Consider the following 20,897-nt stretch of genomic DNA (forward strand, 5'->3'; position numbering starts at 1 on the left):
TTTAATAATTTATTTTTATTATAATACATTTCGTTTTATAATATAGGTATCAACTAAGAAAGAGATGATTCGATGTCATTCATCAAAAAAATTCCGATTCCAATGGCTGGTCTAATTTTAGCGATTGTATCACTTGGAAACTTCATGTTACAACGTCAATTCGACGTAGTGGGTCATATCTTCGTATGGATTGCTATTCTACTAATTGCATTCCTTACACTACGCGTTGTAATGGACTTCCAATCAATTAAACAAGAATTAAAAAATCCGATGATTGCAGCTGTTGCACCGACGTTCACAATGGCAACATTCGGTATCGCTGCATACATTCATCAATTTGAAAGTTTTGTCTTATTAGCTAATGTCTTATGGTATGGTGCGATTGTATTACATCTTGGCTTTATGGCACACTTTACCTATCATTTTGTGATTAAACATGACTTAACTTTACAAAGTTTATACCCTAGTTGGTTCATCACATATATCGGTATTGGTGTTATTACATTTACATCACCAACATTCAATTTATTAATCGGTCAAATCTTTTTCGTACTAGCGATTATTAATTACGTCGTACTCGTACCAATGATGATTTACCGTTTAATTAAAACACATTATAATGAACCAGCTGCTATGCCACTTCTAACGATTCTAACTGCACCTACATCATTATGTTTAGCCGGCTATTTAGCAATCACAGATGCGCCGAATACAGCAATTGTAGCTAGTAGTTTAATTGTTAGTCAGATTCTATTCTTTGTCGTATTGTATTTCTTACACAATATTTTCAAACTTGCTTTCTATCCAAGCTTTGCAGCATTCACATTCCCGCTTGTGATTACAGGGATTGCAGCAACACTTGCACATGATGTTCTACAATGGCCTTACTTCCAATTTGTCGCTTATACAGAAGTGGCTCTAGCTATTGTTATTACAGGTATTGTGTTGGTACGCTACCTTGCTTTCTTATTCATTCAAAAGAAAGAAGCACCTGTTGCAAAGACGGTTAAAAAAGAAGTCGAAATTTAATAAAAAAAACATCGCTTTCAGACGCGATGTTTTTTTTATTAAATACTACTTGGTACAGTTACTTTCACTATGTTTTGTAGTTGTTGTAATGTATTCTGTTGCATCATTTTGCACTATTTCTTTCTCACAAAACTGTTGTACTTCTTTGCCCTTTTTCGCTACACCATAGTAGTACGTTATATTCGGTTCATCTTTAAAAACTACTTGATACTGTCCTTGATAAAAACCGTCATGTGAAGCTTCTTTTGGTTCTACATAAACTTGTTCACGTAAATCTTTTTCTGTGTAACCTTGCTGTTCTAAATGATTCGGGACATGTTTTTCTACTATGTATTTTGTATAAGGGTTGCCATTATTCAACACAAAAATAAATAGCAGTGGTACAACAATGACACAAATTCCGATTATAATTGCTAACGTATAAAATAACTTTTTCATATAAATCCCCTCCTTTTCTATAAAATAACATATTTATATAAAAAGAAACGCATAGATGAAAAGAATCGTGCTTTTCACCTATACGCTTTTTTAGTTATTTAATCATCTTACTTGGAACAACCCATTCGTTGAATTGTTCTTCTGTTAATAGACCACTTTGGATCGCTGCTTCTTTTAAAGTTAAGCCTTCTTTGTGCGCTAACTTCGCAATTTTCGCTGCATTTTCATAGCCAATATGAGGGTTTAAAGCTGTTACAAGCATTAGTGAATTGTTTAAGAAATGTTCTAGCTTATCTTCATTCGCCGTAATCCCTACTAAACAATGCTCATTAAAGCTACGAATTGCATCTGATAATAGTTCAACAGACTGCATGAAGTTGTGTAAAATCACTGGCTTAAAGACATTCAATTCAAAGTTACCTTGTGAAGCCGCAAAGCCAATTGTTACATCATTCCCCATTACTTGTACGGCTACCATTGTGACAGCTTCACATTGAGTTGGGTTGACTTTACCTGGCATGATTGAAGAACCTGGTTCATTTTCTGGAATCGAGATTTCACCAAAACCTGAACGTGGACCAGACGCTAACCAACGTACATCATTCGCAATTTTCATTAAGTCTGCTGCTAATGCTTTCATCGCACCATGTGTCGTTGTAATTTGATCATGTGATGTAAGTGCATGGAATTTATTTGGAGAAGGAACAAAATCAAGACCTGTTTGTTTTGAAATTTCAGCAACTACTTTTTCATCGAATCCTTCTGGTGCATTTAATCCCGTACCAACTGCTGTACCGCCAATCGCTAATTCGCGCATATGTTGTGCAGCTTCTCGAATCATCTTTTCAGACGCTTCAACCATATACAACCAACCACTTACTTCTTGTCCTAATGTAAGAGGTGTCGCATCTTGTAGATGTGTACGACCGATTTTAATTAAGTGCATAAATTCTTCTGATTTCGCTTGTAGTGTTGCTTTAATTTGCGCTAAAGCAGGTAATAAATTATGTTCAACAGCTAGAGAAGTTGCGATATGCATCGCTGTTGGGAAAGAGTCATTTGAAGATTGAGATTTATTAACATCATCATTTGGATGTAGACGTTCTTCTACACCTTTTTCAGCTAGATATTCATTACCGATATGTGCAATGACTTCATTCACATTCATGTTCGTCTGTGTACCTGAACCTGTTTGATAAATAACAAGTGGGAATTGGTCGTCATATTTACCTGCAATGATTTCATCTGCTGCAAAAGTGATAGCTTCAGCTTTCGCTTCTGAAAGTGTTCCTAAATCAACACAAACTTTTGCGACTGATTTTTTCAAAATCGCATATGCATGTATAAAAGTAATTGGCATGCGGTCTGAACCGATGCGGAAATTTTCTGTACTTCTTTGCGTTTGAGCGCCCCATTTACTATTTGCTGGGACTTTGATTTCTCCCATAGAATCATGTTCAATACGATATTCCATATTGTTCATCTCCATTTCTTCAATCTATACTACTCTTTTATCATAACGCTTTTAAGATGTTTTATCTTGCCATTTGCTTGAAGTAAGTCGAAATGGAACGCGAACTAGTTTTTAACTTACTTTTTGTAACCTTTATAGATTTTTGCCTACTTTTATATAAATTCTTCCTATTTAAATAAACAACTGTTTCTTGAATACGCACCACATCAATCTATAAGCCGTATTTCCCTAAATATGTATGTTACAAGATTGTAAATTTTATTAAGATTAATTGCTTTTTTTATACGGTATTCGTTTTGAATTTGTTATTATTATAGTTGCGTTTAAAAACTTATATGGTTGTTTCAAACTAGGAGGATTTACATGTTCAGCTCAAAAAAAGAAGATCCATTCTTTGCCGCACTTTATCAAATTGCTGAAAACCTAAATGCTGCATCACACTATGCAGACGATTTTCGCATCACAAGCATCGCTGATTTAAAGGAACTTAGCGTTACACTAAAAAAATACGAAACAGATGGTGATAAACTGATTCATCAGTTAATCCAAATGTTAAATAAATCATTTATGACGCCAATCGAACGTGAAGATATTTTAGAGTTAGCCGTTCGTATGGATGATATTTTAGATGGAATTGAAGGATGTATTGCACACTTTGAGATGTTCTCGTTAACAGAAGTAGATGACTATATGCGTGATTTCTTAAAGTACATCACACTTAGCACAGATGAAATTGTCGCTGCGATGAAACATTTATTAAATCGTAAATTGTTAAACATGCGTGAACACGCAATTGTTATTAAAGACTACGAACGTAAATGTGACGAGGTATTACGTACATCAATCAAACAATTATTCTCACATGAAAAAGATCCAATTCGTATTACACAATTCAAAGATATTTACGAACAACTTGAAGAAGTAGCTGACTACTGCCAAAACGTAGCCAATGCGATGGATACAATTATCATGCGTAACGCATAGGAGATGTCGAAATGGATACTGTATTTCTATTAACAATCGTCGTCGTCATCGCTGCACTTACGTTCGACTTTATCAATGGCTTTCATGATACTGCAAATGCCATTGCTACAGCCGTTTCTACGCGTGCATTATCGCCTAGAGTGGCTGTAACAATGGCTGCTATAATGAACTTTATCGGTGCAATCACTTTTACAGGTGTGGCAACTGCAATCGCTAAAGACATTGTAGACCCATTTGCTTTAAATCATGGTGTCGTTATCATTTTAGCAGCATTAATTTCCGCGATTATTTGGAACTTGGCAACGTGGTACTTCGGTATCCCTTCTAGTTCATCGCATGCTTTAATTGGCTCACTTGCAGGTGCTGCCGTCATCGCTGGTGGTATGGGCGTTATTAATTTTGAAGGTTTCCTTACAATTATTAAGGCGTTAATTCTATCACCATTCATGGCAATTATTTTAGGATTTTTAATGATGTCTCTATTCAAGGTCATCTTTAAAAATCGTAACTTATATCGCTCAAATAAACGTTTCCGTCATGTACAGATTGCGACTGCTGCACTTCAGTCTTTCTCACACGGAACAAATGATGCACAAAAATCAATGGGGATTATCGCTCTTGCCTTAATGTCTGGTGGCTATTTATCAGCAGATGCTGGCGTACCAATGTGGGTACGAATTGCTGCAGCAACTGCGATGGGTCTTGGTACATCAATTGGTGGTTATAAAATCATCAAAACAGTTGGTGGTAAAATCATGAAGATTCGTCCAGTAAACGGCGTAGCAGCTGATTTATCTTCTGCTTTAATCATTTTCGGTGCAACACAAATTCATTTACCTGTTTCGACAACACATGTCATCTCATCTTCTATTATGGGTGTAGGTGCAGCGCAAAATGTCAAAGGCGTTAAATGGGGTGTGGCGCGAAATATCGTCATTACATGGATTATTACACTGCCAATTTCAGCAGCACTTGGTGCATTAATCTTCCTATTTTTCAATCTATTCTTATAAAAGTCTACTCACAAAGAAATTGCGCGATGGCGTGATTTCTTTTTTTATTGCGAGCACTCGACTTATTTTGTTCCGTACTTTTTCTGTTTACCAAATAATTCTCGAAAATACATCTATTCCTTTTAATCTTCTAAAACGGTAAAAAAGTGATTTCTTTTATTCGTATTCCTTTTTGAAATTTTGTAAACTGAAAACAAAGTATGTTAGAAAGGGTGTCACCATGGTTCGCTACTCACAATTTATTACGAAACATGCGAAAAGCATTGTCGCTCTCTGGGTGATTTTCATCGTCATCAGTGCTTTCTTCGCAGTCAAAATCCCCGATTATTTAAAGGGTGACGGCTTCAAAGTAGATGCTGAGCATCAAGCTGTCATGAAAGAACTAAACAAAAATTTTGATGTACCTGCCGATTCTATTCTTGTTGTTTTTAACGATGTATCTGATAAGAAAATTAAAAGTACATTGGATGAATTAAAAAAAGAAGAGCCTGAAATTGACTCCATCATTTCACCGCTCAAAGAAAAAGATCAATATTCTAAAAACCTGTCGTATGCAGTTTTAAACTTTGATGAAAGTTCTCAAGATTTAGGTCCTGTCGTAGAACATATTCGTAATCTCACAAAAGATGATAAAAATATTGAATATACAGGTGGTCCTGTCATTTCAAAAGATATGAATGAAGCGAGTCAAAAAGACTTAATGCAAGCAGAATTAATCGGTTTACCAATCGCAGTCATTGTTCTACTATTAGCATTCGGTTCTGTTGTCGCTTCGATTCTTCCTATTTTAATCGGGATTTCTACGATTATCGTGACATTCTTTGCAATGGTAATTATCGGTGATTCTGTTTCGCTATCCGTCTACATTTTAAATATTATTCCGATGCTCGGACTCGCCTTAAGTATTGACTTCTCGCTACTCTTCATTAATCGTTATCGAGAAGAAAGACAACGGACATCTGTCGAGCATGCTGTTCAAATCGCGATTCAAACAGCGGGTAAATCCATTATCTTCTCTGCTATTTGTGTCATGATTGGTCTAGCCGCGATTAGTGTTATTCGCGTCGAACTATTTGAAAATATCGCATTAGGTGGTTCAGTTGTTGTATTCTTCGCTGTTTTTACAGCTCTGACATTATCTCCAGCAATTTTAACACTACTAGGTGATCGTCTAAACAAGTGGACAATTATTCGTGTAAAACCAACTGCTACATCACGTTGGCATGCTTTCGCTTCAACAGTTATGAAGCGACCTGTACTCGTTGTCATCGCATCACTTGCAGTACTTGTACTTATGATGATTCCGATTAAGGATATTAAATTAACAATTCCACAAATTGATGCACTACCGAAAACATATGATGCACGTGTCGCATATGAAAAATTAGATAAAGAGTTTAAATTAGATAACCAATCAATGGTTTATGCCTTAGTTGAACGTAAAGATGGCTGGGATAACGATGGTGGTCGTAAAGAGATTCTTTCACTTCAGAAAAAACTTGAGAAAGACTCACTCGTAAAAGATGTAAAAACTGCATTCACAACAGCAGATATTAAAACGGTAAAAGAATGGAATCAAGCTAGTCAAATCCCACAGGTGAAAACGAATCTAGAAAAAGCACAGGATGCTTTTATCCACAAAGATCAATTAATGATTCCTATTACATTAAATGTGGCGGGTGATTCTTCTGAAGCACAACAATGGGCGCGCGATTGGTCAAAACCAAACTTTAAATTAGCCGGTGCGCCGAAATATAATCAAGAAATCTTCGATGAAATTTCAGATCATGTTGTTGAAGCAGGTCTCATTATTATCGTGACGACGTTCATTATTCTTTTAATCGCTTTCCGCTCGATTATTATCCCTTTAAAAGCGATTGTTATGAATATCTTTGGACTAACTGCTGCATTCGGTTTACTCGTATATATCTTCCAGTACGGTCACTTTGGATTAGATGCAGGTAGTATTGTTTTAATCATTCCGGTCATTACATTCTGTCTTGTATTCGGATTGAGTATGGACTATGAAGTATTTTTAATCTCTCGTATTCAAGAAGAATATGAAAAAGGAAGTAGTAACACGAAAGCTACAATTGATGGTTTAACGCAAACAAGTAAAATCATCACATCTGCAGCACTCATTATGATTGTACTAACGGGCTCATTCGCATTTACAGATATCATGCCTGTAAAACAAATTGGTGTTGCGATTGCGATTGCCATCGCAATTGATGCAACGATTATCCGTCTTCTTCTAGTACCAAGTTTAATGAAGCTATTCGGTGATTGGAACTGGTGGTTACCATTCCGTAAAAATAAAAGAAATGCAAAATAATTAAAACGAGCCTGGGATAAAACATGTCATCTTCTCTTTTTAGAGTTCGCAACGAAAAACTGGAACCGCGCCACAGCGCGATTCCAGTTTTTCTTATGCTCATGTGGAATGTGTTTTTTACACTTATGTCCCAGGCTCGTTTATTTATTGAATCATTTTAAAAAGAACGCTCTACCCATTCTTTTGCAGCCTGTACTTCATCCATTGTTAATTGATGACCATATTGATGCCAATACATTTTTACATCTGCTCCTGCGTCCTCTAAATAGTCTTTTAAGCCCGTTGATTGCTCAATTGGACACATCTGGTCGTTTTCTCCTGCTGTAATGAATACACGCAACCCTGTAAGGTCTGGTAGTGTCACATCTTCACGTGGAATCATTGGATGATGTAAAATTGCGCCTTTTACGACTTTTCCTACTTGGAAAAATAAGTTCGCAGCAATATTCGCCCCATTTGAATAGCCAATCGCAATGACATTGTCACGATCAAAATCATACTCTTTCGCTGCTTCATCAATAAATGCTGCTAATTCTTTTGTACGTAGTTCTAAATTATCTAAATCAAAAACACCCATTCCTAGACGTTTAAAAAAGCGTGGCATACCATTCTCTACTTCGCTGCCTCGTACACCAAGTAATGATGCTTCTGGATTCATCTCTCGTCCTAAACCAAGTAAATCTTTTTCATTACCACCTGTTCCATGCAGTAATAAAAATGTTGGGGCTTGTTCATTTGAGCCTTTTATAAATACATGTTCCATTTAAATCCCCCTCTTCATAATTATCTCGAATTCAAGATAATTATATAAAAAAAGAGCAAGTTCGTCAATGAACTCGCTCCTTCTTCTATTATTTCTCTTTTTTAAAGCCTTCTTCACGTAGATACTGTTCTGCATCTTCCTTCGTTCCAAAGCTTTCTTCTAAATTGAATGCATGATACACATTCCAAAATGGTTCTTCATGCACAAGAAGTAATTGGTCATTTTTATGGTTCTTCCAACTTTCTTCAATGACAACTTCTTCTTTCGGTTCATCTACTTCTGATAAATACATAATTGCATCTTCGATTACTTCAACTAATTGTGTTTCATCAAAGTCACGAATGTTCACAAGACCACGATCATCTGCATCATAAGCAAGTAAATCCCCTACATAGACAAAGCCATTACCATTCGGGTGTAACTTCTCTACAACAATTTTCTTCTCGTAGCGACTACCTTCAAAATGATAGTTCAAGCGATTCATTGAAATCGGTTTTTCCGTTAATTCTGGAAAGCGACGGATAATCTCTTTTTTTTCTTCAAATGTTAGCATAATAAACTCCTTTAAAATCAGTTGTTATTAAGTATAACACTCCTTATATTTCTTTGGTGACGGCTTTCCGAATTTCTAATCGACGCGCATAAATATTTTTGATAATTGCCTTCATAACTGCATAGAACGGTACACCTAACAGAATACCGAGGAAACCAGCGATATTTCCTGCTGCTAAAATAATCGTAATAACTGTTAATGGATGAATATCTAATGTTTTCCCCATCACATTCGGCGTAATCAAGTTACCATCAATTTGTTGCGCAACGAGTGTCACAACACATACCCATAATGCTTGAATTGGACTATCCAGAAAACCAATTACAAGTGCCGGAATAAAGGCAATCCATGGTCCAATGAATGGAATGATATTCATAAAGAATGCGAAAATCACTAATAATAATGCATAGTCTAAACCAATGATTAAATAACCAATGAACATCATCAGCGCAAGTAAGAAACTAATTAATAACTGACCTTGAATGTAGCTACGTAGCACTTCATTCACATCTGCAATCGTCTTCTTAACCCACTCACGACGACTACCTGTAAACAAATTATAAATACGCGGTGCAAATTTCTCATGATCTTTTAGCATATAGCCAAAGAAGAATGGAATTAAAATCAGAACAAATGCCCAGGCAACGACTTTTGAAATCACATCAAGTACAAATTTACTCGTTGATAGTGCATAATCCTTAATTCCATTAATCGCTCCATCAATCGATTTTTGAACTTGTTCTGGTAAATGCTCACGTTGGTTCACGACATATTTCGACCACTTTGTTACTTCGTCGATAAATCCAGGTAATGCAGCTAAGAAGTTATTCAGCTGAGTAGCAATTAATGGCCATACATATGATACAAAGATTGCCACTAATCCAATCAGTAGTAAGAAGATACTGAGAATACTCGACCAACGCGGGAATTTCTTTTTCTCTAAAAAACGTTGTAGCGGTTCCGTAATGTAGAACAAAACCCCACCAATTAATAAAGGTGTAAAAATCGCACTTAGAATAACAGCGATTGGATAGAAGATATGTTTAATCTCCATAAAATACTTAATAATTAATAATGTTAAAAGGAGTCCAATACCTGCTTGGAACCACACTTTTTTCGTCAACGTACATCACTCCATTTCTTGTACATATTATAGAATATTTCCACAGAATAGGAAAATCTAACACGAAATAAAAATGAGAAATCGCATCGCGTACGATTTCTCATCTCATTTATTTATAATTTTGTATCGTCAACATTATCTAAATAAGCTTTAATCGCTACTACAACATCTTCTAAACATCCTGCTTCAAATGGAGACGTTAAATGAGCTGCCTCAACTAACTTTGTGAAAGATTTTGAACCACCTAAGCGACACAGTGCTAAATAATCTTTCCACGCTGCTTGATAATCCTCTCGTGAGCGTTTCCAGAATTGGAATGCACATACTTGCGCCAATGTGTAATCGATGTAATAGAACGGACTTGCAAAAATATGACCTTGACGTTGCCAGAAGCCACCCTTCTCTAAATATGCATCGCCATCATAATCACGATGTGGTAAATATTTCTTCTCGATTTCGCGCCATGCAGCTTTACGCTCGTCAGGTGTCATCTCTGGATTCTCATACACAACATGTTGGAATTCATCGACAGATACACCATATGGCAAGAACATTAAACCACTCTCAAGATGTGAGAATTTATATTTCTCTGTGTCTTCTTTGAAGAATAGCTCCATCCAAGGCCATGTGAAGAATTCCATACTCATCGAATGGATTTCTGCTGATTCAAAAGTCGGCCACAAATATTCAGGCACGCCAATATGACGACTTGAATATACTTGGAATGCATGACCTGCTTCATGTGTTAAAACATCAATATCTCCTGATGTTCCATTAAAGTTAGAGAAAATAAATGGTGACTCATAATCTTCGATGAATGTACAATAGCCGCCACCTTGCTTTCCTTTTTTCGCAACTAGATCCATTAAGTTACGGTCTTGCATATAACGGAAGAATTCATTCGTTTGCGGTGACAGTTCTTTATACATTTGCGCGCCCTGTGCAACAATCCACTCAGCATCACCTTTTGGCGTAGGATTTCCTGTTGCATATGTGAATGCTTCATCACAGAATTTTAATGTATCAACGCCAATTCTTTTACGCTGACGCTCACGTAATTCTGTCACATATGGTACAACAACATCTCGAATTTGGTCGCGGTATCCCTTTACCATCTCTGCATTATAATCGACGCGGTTCATACGAACATAGCCTAACTCCACATAGTTTTTATAGCCTAACTTAATCGCCTGTGCATGACGATTCTTTACTAATTCATCATAGATGCGATCAAACTCTGCTTCATGTTTTGCGAAGAATGATGAACTGGCATCGCGTGCTGCTTTACGTGTTGCACGATCTTTTGATTCAGCGAATGGCGCTAGTTGTGCCAATGTATATGTCTCACCTTGGAACTCAATTTGAGCCGAAGCAATTAAGTTTGAATACTCTGTACTTAGTTTATTTTCTTGTTGCATCAATTCAATCACTTCTTTTGAAAAACCTTTTAGTTCATAATCTGCTAAAGAAAAGAGTTGTGAACCATACTTCTCTTCTAATTCTTTACGGAATTTTGAATTGACTAACGCTTCATAACAAGCTGTTTTCACTTCTTGTAGAATTGGACCGTTTTCATCTAAAAATTCACGCTCTTTACGGTAATATGTATCATTCGTGTCGATTGAAGAACGAATATACGCGATATTATCCATTGTTCCGTAGCGATTGCGAATAACATTCATTTCATCCAGTACTTGTTCCTGTTCTTCTACTGTTGAAGCTTCTTTAAACTTTGTTACAAGATGCATTAAATCTTTTTTCATCTCTTCAATATCTGGTCGTGCATATTGATACTCATCAAATGTAATTGTCATGTATGTCCCTCTTTTCTATTCTTTTCGATTTTCGAAATATTTATTATATTATTCAATAAATTTTGGAAAATTGCAACGAATTGTAGCGCTTATTCTTCCTATATTTAAAAATAAAGGTTAAGAACTTATATTTTCCTCAGATTTATGCTAATCTATTTCTATGCCCAATTTTTAAAGTGAGGTGCTAGACATTGGTAGGTCGTAACGATCCATGTCCATGTGGCAGTGGTAAAAAATATAAGAAGTGTCACGGTAAGAATGCTGATGGCAATCTTATGAACTTAGTAAATGATGAATTGAATCGTCTAGAGCGTACATTCATCCAAGAGGTTAATCCTGCTTCAAACTACAAAATGAATCAACGTTATCAACAATTGCTAGGAGAACTTTCTTCTGTTTTCCCTGATTTTTTAATCAATGCAATTAACATTGAAACATCTGTATATATTGAAGAACCAGCGCAATGGCAAGCATTCATTGCAAACCAAAGTGAAACAACAATGCGTCAGCAAGTAAAAGAGATTATCCAAAATTGGCATAATCCTCGTTTCATTTTGGCACACGTTGAATCATATGATGAAAAAGTGATTACACTTTTAGATGAAGTTGATGGCAAGACATATCAAATCCCTGCAACTTCTGAAGGTAATACACCAGGCGAATGGTTATTCGGTATCGCATTACCAGACCCTCGTCTAGGTGAAAATGGCTTACTTGTGAAGAGTTCTGCTTTATTCATTCCTAAGAATGACGAAGTAACAAAGAACGCTTTATTAGAAAAGCTAAAAGCAGGTATTACAGATTCATACGAACTGTATAAAGTATTCGGTGAAAGCAATTCGCCAATGGTAGAAGAAGAAGCAACGGAAGTTGTAGAAACAGAAGCTGTTGTAGAAGAAGCTCCGAAAAAAGAAGTGGCTGTAGCAGACGAAGAATCATCTGTTCAAACACTTGCTGAAAAATACTTAGCTGAATATAACTTAGAAGCAGCTGCTTTCTTAGAAAAACTTCAACAGTTCTTAGATTCAGAAACAGTGAAGGCGAAGAAACCAGAAACAGTTGCAGCAAGTGCGATTTTAGCTGGACAAGCAACGAACATGATTCCAGAGGGCGGCTTGTCAAAAGTAAAAGATGTTGCTGAATATTATGGTGTTTCTGCTTCATCACTTTCTAAATACCGTAAGCAAATTACAGAGTTTTTAGAAGCTTAATCAAAAAAGAGAGTTCGTTCCGTAAAGGATCGACTCTCTTTTTTTAACGCCATAATTTTACTTTTTGTAAGATAAGACCTGCGCGTTCTCTCGCGCGTGCAGTAAATTCAATTGTTTTCGGTGTAGGAGCAGCTACTACATCTACATTAAAACCAAAATGTTTTGCAATCATTTGTGCGCGTGCTAAGTGGAAGTCATTTGTAATCAGTGTAATTTTTTCTTGATTAAGTGGAATGAATTGAGATGAGAATTTAATATTTTCATAGGTGGAAGTTGATTTCTTTTCTACAATTAAGCGATGCTCTTCAATCCCTTGCTCGATTAAATAGTCACGCATGACAACTGCCTCTGCCTCGTCTTCATCATCGCCTTGACCACCAGAAACAATGAGTTGTACATGTGGATATTGTTTAGCGTATTCTGCTGCTGCATCTAAACGATTTTTTAAGGACTTTGACGGAACTGCACCTGGGTTCACTTTTGCACCTAATACGATAGCATAGTTACTTTTACCATCTGCTTTTGGTTTAGTACCTTTATTCATTATATAATCCGTACCAAGCCAAAAGATTACGCCTGATGCTATACAGCTCAACAAAGTTATCTTTTTCCAACCCATGAAAATCACTCCTATTCTATAGAATATAGAACGCTCCAATCAATTGTATGTTGCGTAATATAAAAAAAGAGGAACCACTTTCAAATATCGTGATTCCCCATTCTATATTAGGCTTGTTCTACATTATGATACACTTGTTGGACATCTTCTAGTTCTTCTAATGCATCAATCATTTTTTCAAACTGAGCCATCGACGCTTCGTCTAATTGAACTTCTGTTTGTGGAAGCATTGAAATTTCAGCAACTGTGAATTCTTCAATACCTTCTGCTTTTAACGCTTCATCTACACGCGCAAAATCAGTTGGTTCTGCATATACAATCGTTACATCGCCTTCTTCAAAAACATCACGTACATCGATGTCTGCCATGATGAATACTTCAAGTAATTCATCTGCTGTTTTACCTTCTACACCAAATACAGCTGTTTTATTGAACATATAATCAACAGAACCTTTAACACCCATATTCCCACCGTTTTTACCGAATGCTGCACGAACGTCTGAAGCTGTACGGTTTACGTTGTTTGTTAAGGCATCAACAATTACCATTGAACCATTTGGACCAAAACCTTCGTAGCGTAGTTCGTCATAAACTTCGTCTACATTTCCTTTTGCTTTATCAATCGCACGATCAATAATATGTTTTGGTACACTATATGTTTTTGCACGCTCTAAAACGATTTTTAAAGCGCCATTTGATACTGGATCTGGTTCGCCTGATTTAGCTGCTACATAGATTTCACGACCAAATTTAGCATTAATTCGACTAGTATCTTTATCTTTTGCGGCTTTCTTTTCCTTAATGTTATTCCACTTACGTCCCATTAAAATTCACTCTCTTTCAAAATTAGAATACCTAAATTGTCGACGGGTGGGCAGTTATACTGTCGCCCGACATGGACGAGCCATTAATTTACTGTAGTATTATACACCAAATTCATTCAATTGCCTATTTATCATTGTTAACAAATAAAGAGCTAATTCACTTCACTCACATGAAATCAATTAACTCTCTTTTTTATGCCTTCATTATTTCATCATATAAACGCTGATTTGCTTCCATACACAATTGATAGGTTTCTTCAAAATCACCCGTGTAATAAGGGTCTGGTACATCTTTTGGTTCGTCTATAACATCTAAGTAGCGCATGATTTTTGCATGGGTCTTACCGATTATTCGTTTCGTCTGTTCGATATTATCATGATCCATACAAACAATGTAATCGAATTTTTGCCCATCTTCTTGTACAAGAGGTCTGCTGACCATTCCATCTGTTGAAATAGCGTGTTCTTTTAACTTTTGACGCGTCCCTCGATGTGGTGGTTCTCCTTCATGCCAACCACTTGTACCTGCTGAATCAATCACCCATCCATCCAGCTCACCTTTTTGTTGAACCATCGCTCGAAAAGTAGCTTCAGCCATCGGTGAGCGACAAATATTCCCTAGACAAACAAATAAAATACGATGTTTCATATTCTACGAACTCCTTAATTCCAAGGGAAGAATTTGAACAGTACAACGCCACTAACAGCTGACTTTTTAATAAAGCCATAATCACGACTGTCACTACTATTTTGGCGGTTATCACCCATTACGAAATAAGAGTTATCTGGCACTTTCACATCGCCTGTTACATCTTTCATCGTAAAGTCTTCTGTGAAGTTTAATCCATCCGCTTGATATTCTTTTACATGATCTTGCTCATAATCTTCTTTGTATTTTTTACCGTTAATAAATAATTCATCATTTTTGAATTCGATATTATCACCTGGTAAACCAATTACACGCTTGATATAGTAATCATCTTCCACTGGTGACTTAAATACAATGACATCAAAACGCTTAATTTTACTTACCTTACTAATAATTACACGATCATTATCATGATATGTGTTCTCCATTGATTCACCTTTTACTGTTACAGGTGCAAATAAGAAATAACGTACACCCACTGCAATTAAAATCGCAATTAGAATTGGCCAAACCCATGACATAACCTCTTTACCCTTACTTGTCTTCTTCTTTTCCTGTTCCATTTCATCACCTTAATTCTGTTATTTCGTTCTTCTAATTATGACATTTTCTCACATTCATAATCAATATATACCCCTATTTCCTATAAAAAAGACTATTCAAACGATGAATTTGTTCCGCTTGAATAGTCATGAGTTTATTATTTTAATTCTTCTAAGTGCTGTGCTGTAATGCCAAGCACTGCATAAACCTTTTGTAATGTCGTTTCACGCACCTTTGTATCGCCACGCTCAATTCGACTTACTGTTTTTTGTGTAACATTTGCACGCTCAGCAAGCTGTGACTGTGTTAGTCCTACTGTCATACGTTGTTTGAAAATAATTTGGCTTCTTTTCTCAGCCATTTTCTCTAATGCCGTTTTTTCAACCACTACATTACTTTCTTGTTCATATAACTCTACTGATACCATTACACTACACCCCTATTTTGTTTTATTTGTTGTCATTTCTCCATTCCATATGTTTCGCTCGGCTCATTTGAAATCCCCTGTATTCAAATATCACTTGCTGTCTTGTCTAATGTTGTCTTGCAATTGTGTCAGTAACTCCCCAAGTTGCTGCTCTAACAGTTGCGTATATGCTTCTCTGCCTTCTTTTCCTTTTGCATTGACATAAATAGGTTCACCATAAATGATGTAACCCTTCTTTTTAGAAAATACTTCTTTTGGTGTGTTCGGTCCTATGTATGCAGCTGGAATAATTGGCGCTTTGCTCAGCTGTGCAATCGTAATTGCACCTTGTTTCAAATTAGAAGCCTCTGCATTTCGTGTTCCACTCGGAAAAATCCCGACAATCTCACCATCTTTAATTAGTTTCATTGGGACTTTTACGACACTTGGTCCTGGATTATCACGATCTACAGGAAAAGCATGCATTTTTGTAATGAACCACCCTAATGCTTTTTGATCGAACAGTTGCTTTTTGGCCATAAAATGAATGGGTTTCGGGTAGATAGAAATTCCAAGATTCAACATATCAATCCAGCCACTATGTGTACATGCAAGCACATAACCACCATCAGTTGGTAAATTATTTCTACCGTACACCTTCACCTTATTGAATATGCCTAAAAACCATCGAACTAAAAATCCTACAACGCGATACATAATACTCTCCTTCATACGTAAACAATCTAATCGTTTATTATTAAAAAATTTATATCTTTTTACTAGTATAAACGATTCTAAATATAAAGTGCGAATGTATCAGTGAATCTGTTATCTATTTCCCCTTAATTCCATTGTAAAATAAAATGGAAAAAATGTGTACTGAATGTACAAAAAAATTTAAAATTGTTATTCAATTCAAAATCTTTATGACACATTTTCGATAAATATTAATAAAAGTTGTTATATCAATGATTATACAGCTTATGAAAACGGTAACAACATTCACTTTTTTGTAAGAAACGATTATTTTGTCCTTCTGGAGTGGAATATGTCGAGTTTTTCATTACTATCTATTTAACTCCCTACTATTTACATCATAAATTTTTACCAAAAGGAATACAAGTATTTTGCTATTTTTTACAATAAAAGGGTAACCATATACGCTACGGTTACCCTTTTTTCTCCATATTATGCATAAAGTAAAATGAATTTTACGTCTTTATTTTTTTCTAACTTTCATCTGTTTGACTAAAAATCCACCACTTAAATTACTTGGCTCGTAAGAAATGATGAATGCTTTCGGCCACATTTCTAAAACGGTATTTCGTAATTTTTTTTCATTTTTACGTTTCGCAATAACCGTCATACAAATTTTTTGACCGTCTTTTCCATCTGCTAACCAAGATGTAACCCCATAACCTTTTGAGCGTAATTCATGAACAATTTCAGCATCTTCTAAATTGATAATAATCTCAAATAAAATATAACCTAGCGCTAGTTTACCTTCGATTAAACTACCAATATAAACACCTAATCCCCAACCTAGACAGTATGCAGCCATATTCCAAGGATTATCTAAATTATCAAGCACCATTGTCAAACCCATTAAGTAAATAAAGACTTCTAAAACAGATAAAATAGAGGCTGCTTTTGGATATCCTTTAATAACGAGAATCAGGCGCAATGTTGTCATGGTCATATAAGCTACGTTAATCACAATAATAAGGATAATCGTATCGAGCATAAAAAGCCCTCCTAACCAATATACGAATTGTTTTAACTGATTCCCTTAATTTCCCTTAGAAAACATATCACAATTTAGTGCGCTTTGGTTCTTGAATACGGTCTAATTTTTTTAACGTGATATATAAAATCAGTACACCGACAAGATTACAAATTGTACCCAGACTAAATATAGTCCAAAATACTGTAGCTTCTAAATTGCGCGTAAAGGCAAATGTAATACTTAAAGAGCCTATGACGACAAGTGAAATAATCCATACAAATTGTTTAAACATGGATCACACTCCTTTATGCTGTTAGTTTTCTATAAGATGCATTTCAATTTTTCGACTCGCCCGACTTCTTTTCTTTGTTAATAATGCCTTTGCAGATTTCCGAAACTCGACATATTCACCGAATTGTATATATTCTACCCGAAAACCAGCTTCTAACCAAGCAGCAGACTGCACATATGTACCACTTCTTGTATTTCCCCACCATGCTTGATACTTATATGCAGACTGTGGAAGCGAGGTTTGTAGGATTTCTTCAATTTTTTTAAAACTTAAAATTACTTGTTCCTTTTCTTGTTGTTGTAAAAATTCATGGAGTGGAAAATATTTTCCGTTTCCTTTCATTCTATAACGTCCTTTCTATATTAGGGTTCGATTTTATAATTCTAACATAAAATGAAAAGAATATTCTAAAAATTCTAAATTAACGGAAAAGAAACGTTTTACTTACAGAAAAAGGACTTCAATTGAATGAAGTCCTAATTACACATCTATTTTTTCTTCTTTTTCTCTTTTTCTTGTTCTTCTTTTAAGAACATATTATAGAGTGGTTTGAGTGAGTTTGCATCTAAGTCAATATCACGCTCATAGGCATATTTTACAGCATAGCCGAGCGAGATCGTCATCGTAGCTGCAACCGACCCAGCTGCAACTGAACCAGCTCCAGGAATCAACTTCACAACCTGACGGAAGATGGTTCGGCCAACACTTCCGACAACAGTCGCAATAATCATCTCTTTTGCGCGATCTTTTGTAATCGGCTTATTATATAATTTCGCTAATTTAATCATCATCGCTACTTGTAATGCAGTTAAAGGTCCAAAGTCTGCTCCTGGTAGAGGAATTGCACCGATTGCAGCAGCAGAAGCCCCAGAAGCTAAAATCCACTTTTTCGCAGTAGATGACTTATCTGCCATGTGTGTTGCCATCAGCACGTCCTTTTTTCCTTTTTCTAAAATACGCAAAATTTGGTTTTGTAACATCGACATGTTCTCACCTGTACGTGAAGAAATCGGAACGACTGGATAGTTATAAGCTGTATTGTCTTGAATATATTTGACTAACTCGCCTACATCTTCAGCGGCATCAATCTTATTTAAGACAATTAAAATATCTTGGTTCACTTCTCGAATTTGTTTTAACGTTTGTAATTCATAATCTGACAGCACCGTTCCAGCAGCATTTAAAAAGAATAAAACAACATCTGCTTCTTTAAAAAACTTCAATGTTTGTTGTGAATTTTCGCTGTTCACATCTTGTAACCCAGGTGTATCCACAAAAACAATTTTGTCATGTAGTGCATATTTTTCAATCGACACTGTCTCACCTGGTTTTGCACCTACACGCGCTACTTCCCCATCCATTAGACGATTAATTGTTGAAGATTTTCCTGCATTGACATCACCAATCATCGCAATTAAAATCTCTTGATCCAATTGTTTATTAATTTCGGCTGACTGCTCCGCAAAAATTTTATCGAATTGCTCATCTGAAAAAGGTTGTTTTTCCATGTATTGCTCACTCCTTTTATAATGCCGAGCTATGTGACTGACTAGTTCTTACAAATTAAATACCCGCATACTCGGCTAATTCACGTTCATATTTATTTAATGACGATGCTGAAACATCAAAATACTCCGCAATCGCTTTTACCGTTGTATCGATTTTTTCGAAATAACCATGGTCATTACCGAAACGAATTGCGCCTGCTGCAATTGCGACTGGTTTACGCGCTTTTGGTTGTTTTTCAACAACAAAGTCTTGCGTCAGTTGTAGAATACGCTCTGCGTCGCGTCCCTGTTCTTCTAAGTATGCCATGATTCGATCGAAAACTTCTGTTTCAAAATCTGTAAATTCATTACCTTCAAAACCATTCTCAACAAGTTTCTTCCATAATTCCATTGAATCGCCCATTGTTTTTTCTTTAAAGAACTGTTCAAAAATCGCTGTATGATCGACTGGGAAGAAAATCATACTCGAAATCGCTAAATGACGCTGTTCATCAATTGGCAATATGAAGCAAAATACATGAACATTCTCTGGAATAGGACGTTCACCTTCGCGTCTTAGTTGCACAAGAGCCTTTGTATCGCTCTGTTCAACAATCATATAGTTGTCTTTTACTTCTTTAATTTTTCCGATTAATAAAGACGGGTGTGACCACTTCTCTAAGCGTTCTTTTAAAGCTGGGCGAATCGTATCTTTTAATACTTTTTCTAAATAGCCTGTCCAAATATCTAAGCGTTCTTCAAAGAAGAAATAGTCAATGGCAATTGCTTCTACTAATTCGATATCGAGTTTGTCACCCAGTGCTTCATTCCATTTTGCGCCTACCGCATGATATGCTTCAAAATCTTGTTTTTTTGGATATAACTCATAGAAATTTTGAAGTACACGCTCCATTTCTTCGTCTACAACAACGTCTACTGTTACTGCCTCTTTATTCGCACAACACTTTTTATATTTTTTTCCACTACCACATGGGCATGGATCATTACGTCCAATCATTTTTCCTACTCCTTTTAAAAAAACTTTTACTGTAACACTATAACACCTTTAGAAACATTCCGCTAAACAGTGAAATTCACCTTAAAGTATGCTATTTTTTTAATATGAAAAAATATATTCCGTTACTTTTATTAATCGTTATTATTTTCATTTCATCTAGTCAAAGTTATGAGCAACAATCTATCGTACCAGCCTTACAACAACTCTTACCAAATCAACCGTTCTACAACTTCTTATCACTATTTAAAATTCCCTATTGGGGAATTACAGTGTCTGTTGAAGAACGTGGTTACTATTACTTCATTGAATTTTTAGTACGAAAAGCTGCACATATGTTATCTTTCGGTGCGATGGCAATCGCCATCTATATCGCGTTATTCCCAAGAAAATATCGCTATGTATATGCGCTTATCATCACATTCATCCTCGCCTTAGCAGATGAATTCCATCAGTACTTCACAGATGGTCGCACAGCTACCATGTCAGATGTGTGGTTAGATACATCCGGTGGATTTTTACTACTGACATTATTTGTTCTTATTCTAGCGTTGATTCGTAAATGGAAATCAAAACGATAAAACACATCCTTTCGTATA

The 20,897-nt window shown here is 35.9% G+C and carries 23 protein-coding genes; 6 read left to right on the top strand and 17 right to left on the bottom strand.

The genetic code is table 11. From position 1 onward, the window contains the following. Window positions 1–72: 72 nt before the first annotated feature. Window positions 73–1,029: a TDT family transporter gene (locus ACKVQX_RS11555; RefSeq protein WP_409136343.1), complete on the top strand. Its 957-nt coding sequence runs from the start codon at window positions 73–75 to the stop codon at window positions 1,027–1,029. Between the two features lie 45 nt (window positions 1,030–1,074). On the opposite strand, the gene ACKVQX_RS11560 is transcribed toward ACKVQX_RS11555, so the two are convergent. After that, complete coding sequence (locus tag ACKVQX_RS11560; protein ID WP_409136344.1) at window positions 1,075–1,467, bottom strand: DUF3139 domain-containing protein; 393 nt, start codon at window positions 1,465–1,467, stop codon at window positions 1,075–1,077. Between the two features lie 94 nt (window positions 1,468–1,561). Then, window positions 1,562–2,941, bottom strand: a complete 1,380-nt coding sequence (fumC, locus tag ACKVQX_RS11565; protein WP_068450459.1) for a class II fumarate hydratase — start codon at window positions 2,939–2,941, stop codon at window positions 1,562–1,564. A gap of 363 nt (window positions 2,942–3,304) precedes the next feature. Between fumC and ACKVQX_RS11570 the strand changes: the two genes are divergently transcribed. The 3 genes from ACKVQX_RS11570 (at window position 3,305) to ACKVQX_RS11580 (ending at window position 7,273) form a co-directional block, all read left to right on the top strand. Next, window positions 3,305–3,925 carry a DUF47 domain-containing protein gene (locus ACKVQX_RS11570; protein WP_068450458.1) on the top strand — a complete coding sequence of 207 codons (621 nt, stop codon included), beginning with the start codon at window positions 3,305–3,307 and terminating at the stop codon, window positions 3,923–3,925. 11 nt (window positions 3,926–3,936) lie between these two features. Then, window positions 3,937–4,938, top strand: coding sequence for an inorganic phosphate transporter (locus tag ACKVQX_RS11575; RefSeq protein ID WP_068450457.1), 1,002 nt, complete (start codon window positions 3,937–3,939; stop codon window positions 4,936–4,938). 220 nt (window positions 4,939–5,158) lie between these two features. Further along, window positions 5,159–7,273 carry an MMPL family transporter gene (locus tag ACKVQX_RS11580; RefSeq protein WP_409136345.1) on the top strand — a complete coding sequence of 705 codons (2,115 nt, stop codon included), beginning with the start codon at window positions 5,159–5,161 and terminating at the stop codon, window positions 7,271–7,273. Window positions 7,274–7,430: 157 nt separating this feature from the next. On the opposite strand, the gene ACKVQX_RS11585 is transcribed toward ACKVQX_RS11580, so the two are convergent. The 4 genes from ACKVQX_RS11585 to ACKVQX_RS11600 all read right to left on the bottom strand — a co-directional run bounded on the left by ACKVQX_RS11585 (window position 7,431) and on the right by ACKVQX_RS11600 (window position 11,526). Continuing rightward, window positions 7,431–8,036 (bottom strand): alpha/beta hydrolase, encoded by a 606-nt coding sequence (locus ACKVQX_RS11585; RefSeq protein WP_285215529.1) that lies wholly within the window; start codon window positions 8,034–8,036, stop codon window positions 7,431–7,433. A gap of 88 nt (window positions 8,037–8,124) precedes the next feature. Next, window positions 8,125–8,589, bottom strand: coding sequence for a hypothetical protein (locus ACKVQX_RS11590; RefSeq protein ID WP_068450452.1), 465 nt, complete (start codon window positions 8,587–8,589; stop codon window positions 8,125–8,127). A 43-nt stretch (window positions 8,590–8,632) separates the two neighbouring features. Then, window positions 8,633–9,712, bottom strand: a complete 1,080-nt coding sequence (locus ACKVQX_RS11595; protein ID WP_068450451.1) for an AI-2E family transporter — start codon at window positions 9,710–9,712, stop codon at window positions 8,633–8,635. Between the two features lie 113 nt (window positions 9,713–9,825). Continuing rightward, window positions 9,826–11,526: a M3 family oligoendopeptidase gene (locus ACKVQX_RS11600; RefSeq protein WP_087681078.1), complete on the bottom strand. Its 1,701-nt coding sequence runs from the start codon at window positions 11,524–11,526 to the stop codon at window positions 9,826–9,828. A gap of 191 nt (window positions 11,527–11,717) precedes the next feature. On the opposite strand from ACKVQX_RS11600, the gene ACKVQX_RS11605 reads away from it, so the two are divergent. Next, window positions 11,718–12,737 carry a YecA family protein gene (locus ACKVQX_RS11605; RefSeq protein ID WP_087681077.1) on the top strand — a complete coding sequence of 340 codons (1,020 nt, stop codon included), beginning with the start codon at window positions 11,718–11,720 and terminating at the stop codon, window positions 12,735–12,737. Window positions 12,738–12,780: 43 nt separating this feature from the next. Here ACKVQX_RS11605 and ACKVQX_RS11610 read toward each other — a convergent pair whose 3' ends face one another. The 11 genes from ACKVQX_RS11610 to ACKVQX_RS11660 all read right to left on the bottom strand — a co-directional run bounded on the left by ACKVQX_RS11610 (window position 12,781) and on the right by ACKVQX_RS11660 (window position 20,301). Beyond that, window positions 12,781–13,356 carry a YdcF family protein gene (locus ACKVQX_RS11610; protein ID WP_087681076.1) on the bottom strand — a complete coding sequence of 192 codons (576 nt, stop codon included), beginning with the start codon at window positions 13,354–13,356 and terminating at the stop codon, window positions 12,781–12,783. Between the two features lie 107 nt (window positions 13,357–13,463). Next, window positions 13,464–14,180: a YebC/PmpR family DNA-binding transcriptional regulator gene (locus ACKVQX_RS11615; RefSeq protein WP_068450444.1), complete on the bottom strand. Its 717-nt coding sequence runs from the start codon at window positions 14,178–14,180 to the stop codon at window positions 13,464–13,466. Window positions 14,181–14,373: 193 nt separating this feature from the next. Further along, window positions 14,374–14,829 carry a low molecular weight protein-tyrosine-phosphatase gene (locus ACKVQX_RS11620; protein ID WP_087681075.1) on the bottom strand — a complete coding sequence of 152 codons (456 nt, stop codon included), beginning with the start codon at window positions 14,827–14,829 and terminating at the stop codon, window positions 14,374–14,376. Between the two features lie 14 nt (window positions 14,830–14,843). Further along, window positions 14,844–15,350 carry a signal peptidase I gene (lepB, locus tag ACKVQX_RS11625; protein ID WP_231726969.1) on the bottom strand — a complete coding sequence of 169 codons (507 nt, stop codon included), beginning with the start codon at window positions 15,348–15,350 and terminating at the stop codon, window positions 14,844–14,846. Between the two features lie 179 nt (window positions 15,351–15,529). Continuing rightward, window positions 15,530–15,799 carry a helix-turn-helix domain-containing protein gene (locus ACKVQX_RS11630; protein ID WP_121177101.1) on the bottom strand — a complete coding sequence of 90 codons (270 nt, stop codon included), beginning with the start codon at window positions 15,797–15,799 and terminating at the stop codon, window positions 15,530–15,532. 90 nt (window positions 15,800–15,889) lie between these two features. Further along, entirely contained in the window at window positions 15,890–16,495 is a 606-nt protein-coding gene (locus ACKVQX_RS11635; protein WP_068450436.1) for a 1-acyl-sn-glycerol-3-phosphate acyltransferase, read from the bottom strand. Window positions 16,496–16,997: 502 nt separating this feature from the next. After that, a complete protein-coding gene (locus ACKVQX_RS11640; RefSeq protein WP_068450434.1) occupies window positions 16,998–17,522 on the bottom strand; it encodes a DUF2179 domain-containing protein in 525 nt (174 codons plus the stop codon). A 67-nt stretch (window positions 17,523–17,589) separates the two neighbouring features. Then, window positions 17,590–17,796 (bottom strand): hypothetical protein, encoded by a 207-nt coding sequence (locus ACKVQX_RS11645; RefSeq protein ID WP_068450431.1) that lies wholly within the window; start codon window positions 17,794–17,796, stop codon window positions 17,590–17,592. A gap of 21 nt (window positions 17,797–17,817) precedes the next feature. Then, window positions 17,818–18,138 (bottom strand): hypothetical protein, encoded by a 321-nt coding sequence (locus tag ACKVQX_RS11650; protein WP_068450429.1) that lies wholly within the window; start codon window positions 18,136–18,138, stop codon window positions 17,818–17,820. A gap of 146 nt (window positions 18,139–18,284) precedes the next feature. After that, window positions 18,285–19,304: a YcjF family protein gene (locus ACKVQX_RS11655; protein ID WP_409136346.1), complete on the bottom strand. Its 1,020-nt coding sequence runs from the start codon at window positions 19,302–19,304 to the stop codon at window positions 18,285–18,287. A 55-nt stretch (window positions 19,305–19,359) separates the two neighbouring features. Continuing rightward, window positions 19,360–20,301 (bottom strand): SEC-C metal-binding domain-containing protein, encoded by a 942-nt coding sequence (locus ACKVQX_RS11660; RefSeq protein ID WP_087681073.1) that lies wholly within the window; start codon window positions 20,299–20,301, stop codon window positions 19,360–19,362. Window positions 20,302–20,405: 104 nt separating this feature from the next. Here ACKVQX_RS11660 and ACKVQX_RS11665 point away from each other — a divergent pair, with 104 nt between their 5' ends. Next, window positions 20,406–20,879 carry a VanZ family protein gene (locus ACKVQX_RS11665; RefSeq protein WP_087681072.1) on the top strand — a complete coding sequence of 158 codons (474 nt, stop codon included), beginning with the start codon at window positions 20,406–20,408 and terminating at the stop codon, window positions 20,877–20,879. Window positions 20,880–20,897 lie beyond the last annotated feature (18 nt).

The organism is Kurthia sp. ISK08 (assembly GCF_046159805.1).
Lineage (GTDB): Bacteria > Bacillota > Bacilli > Bacillales_A > Planococcaceae > Kurthia > Kurthia gibsonii.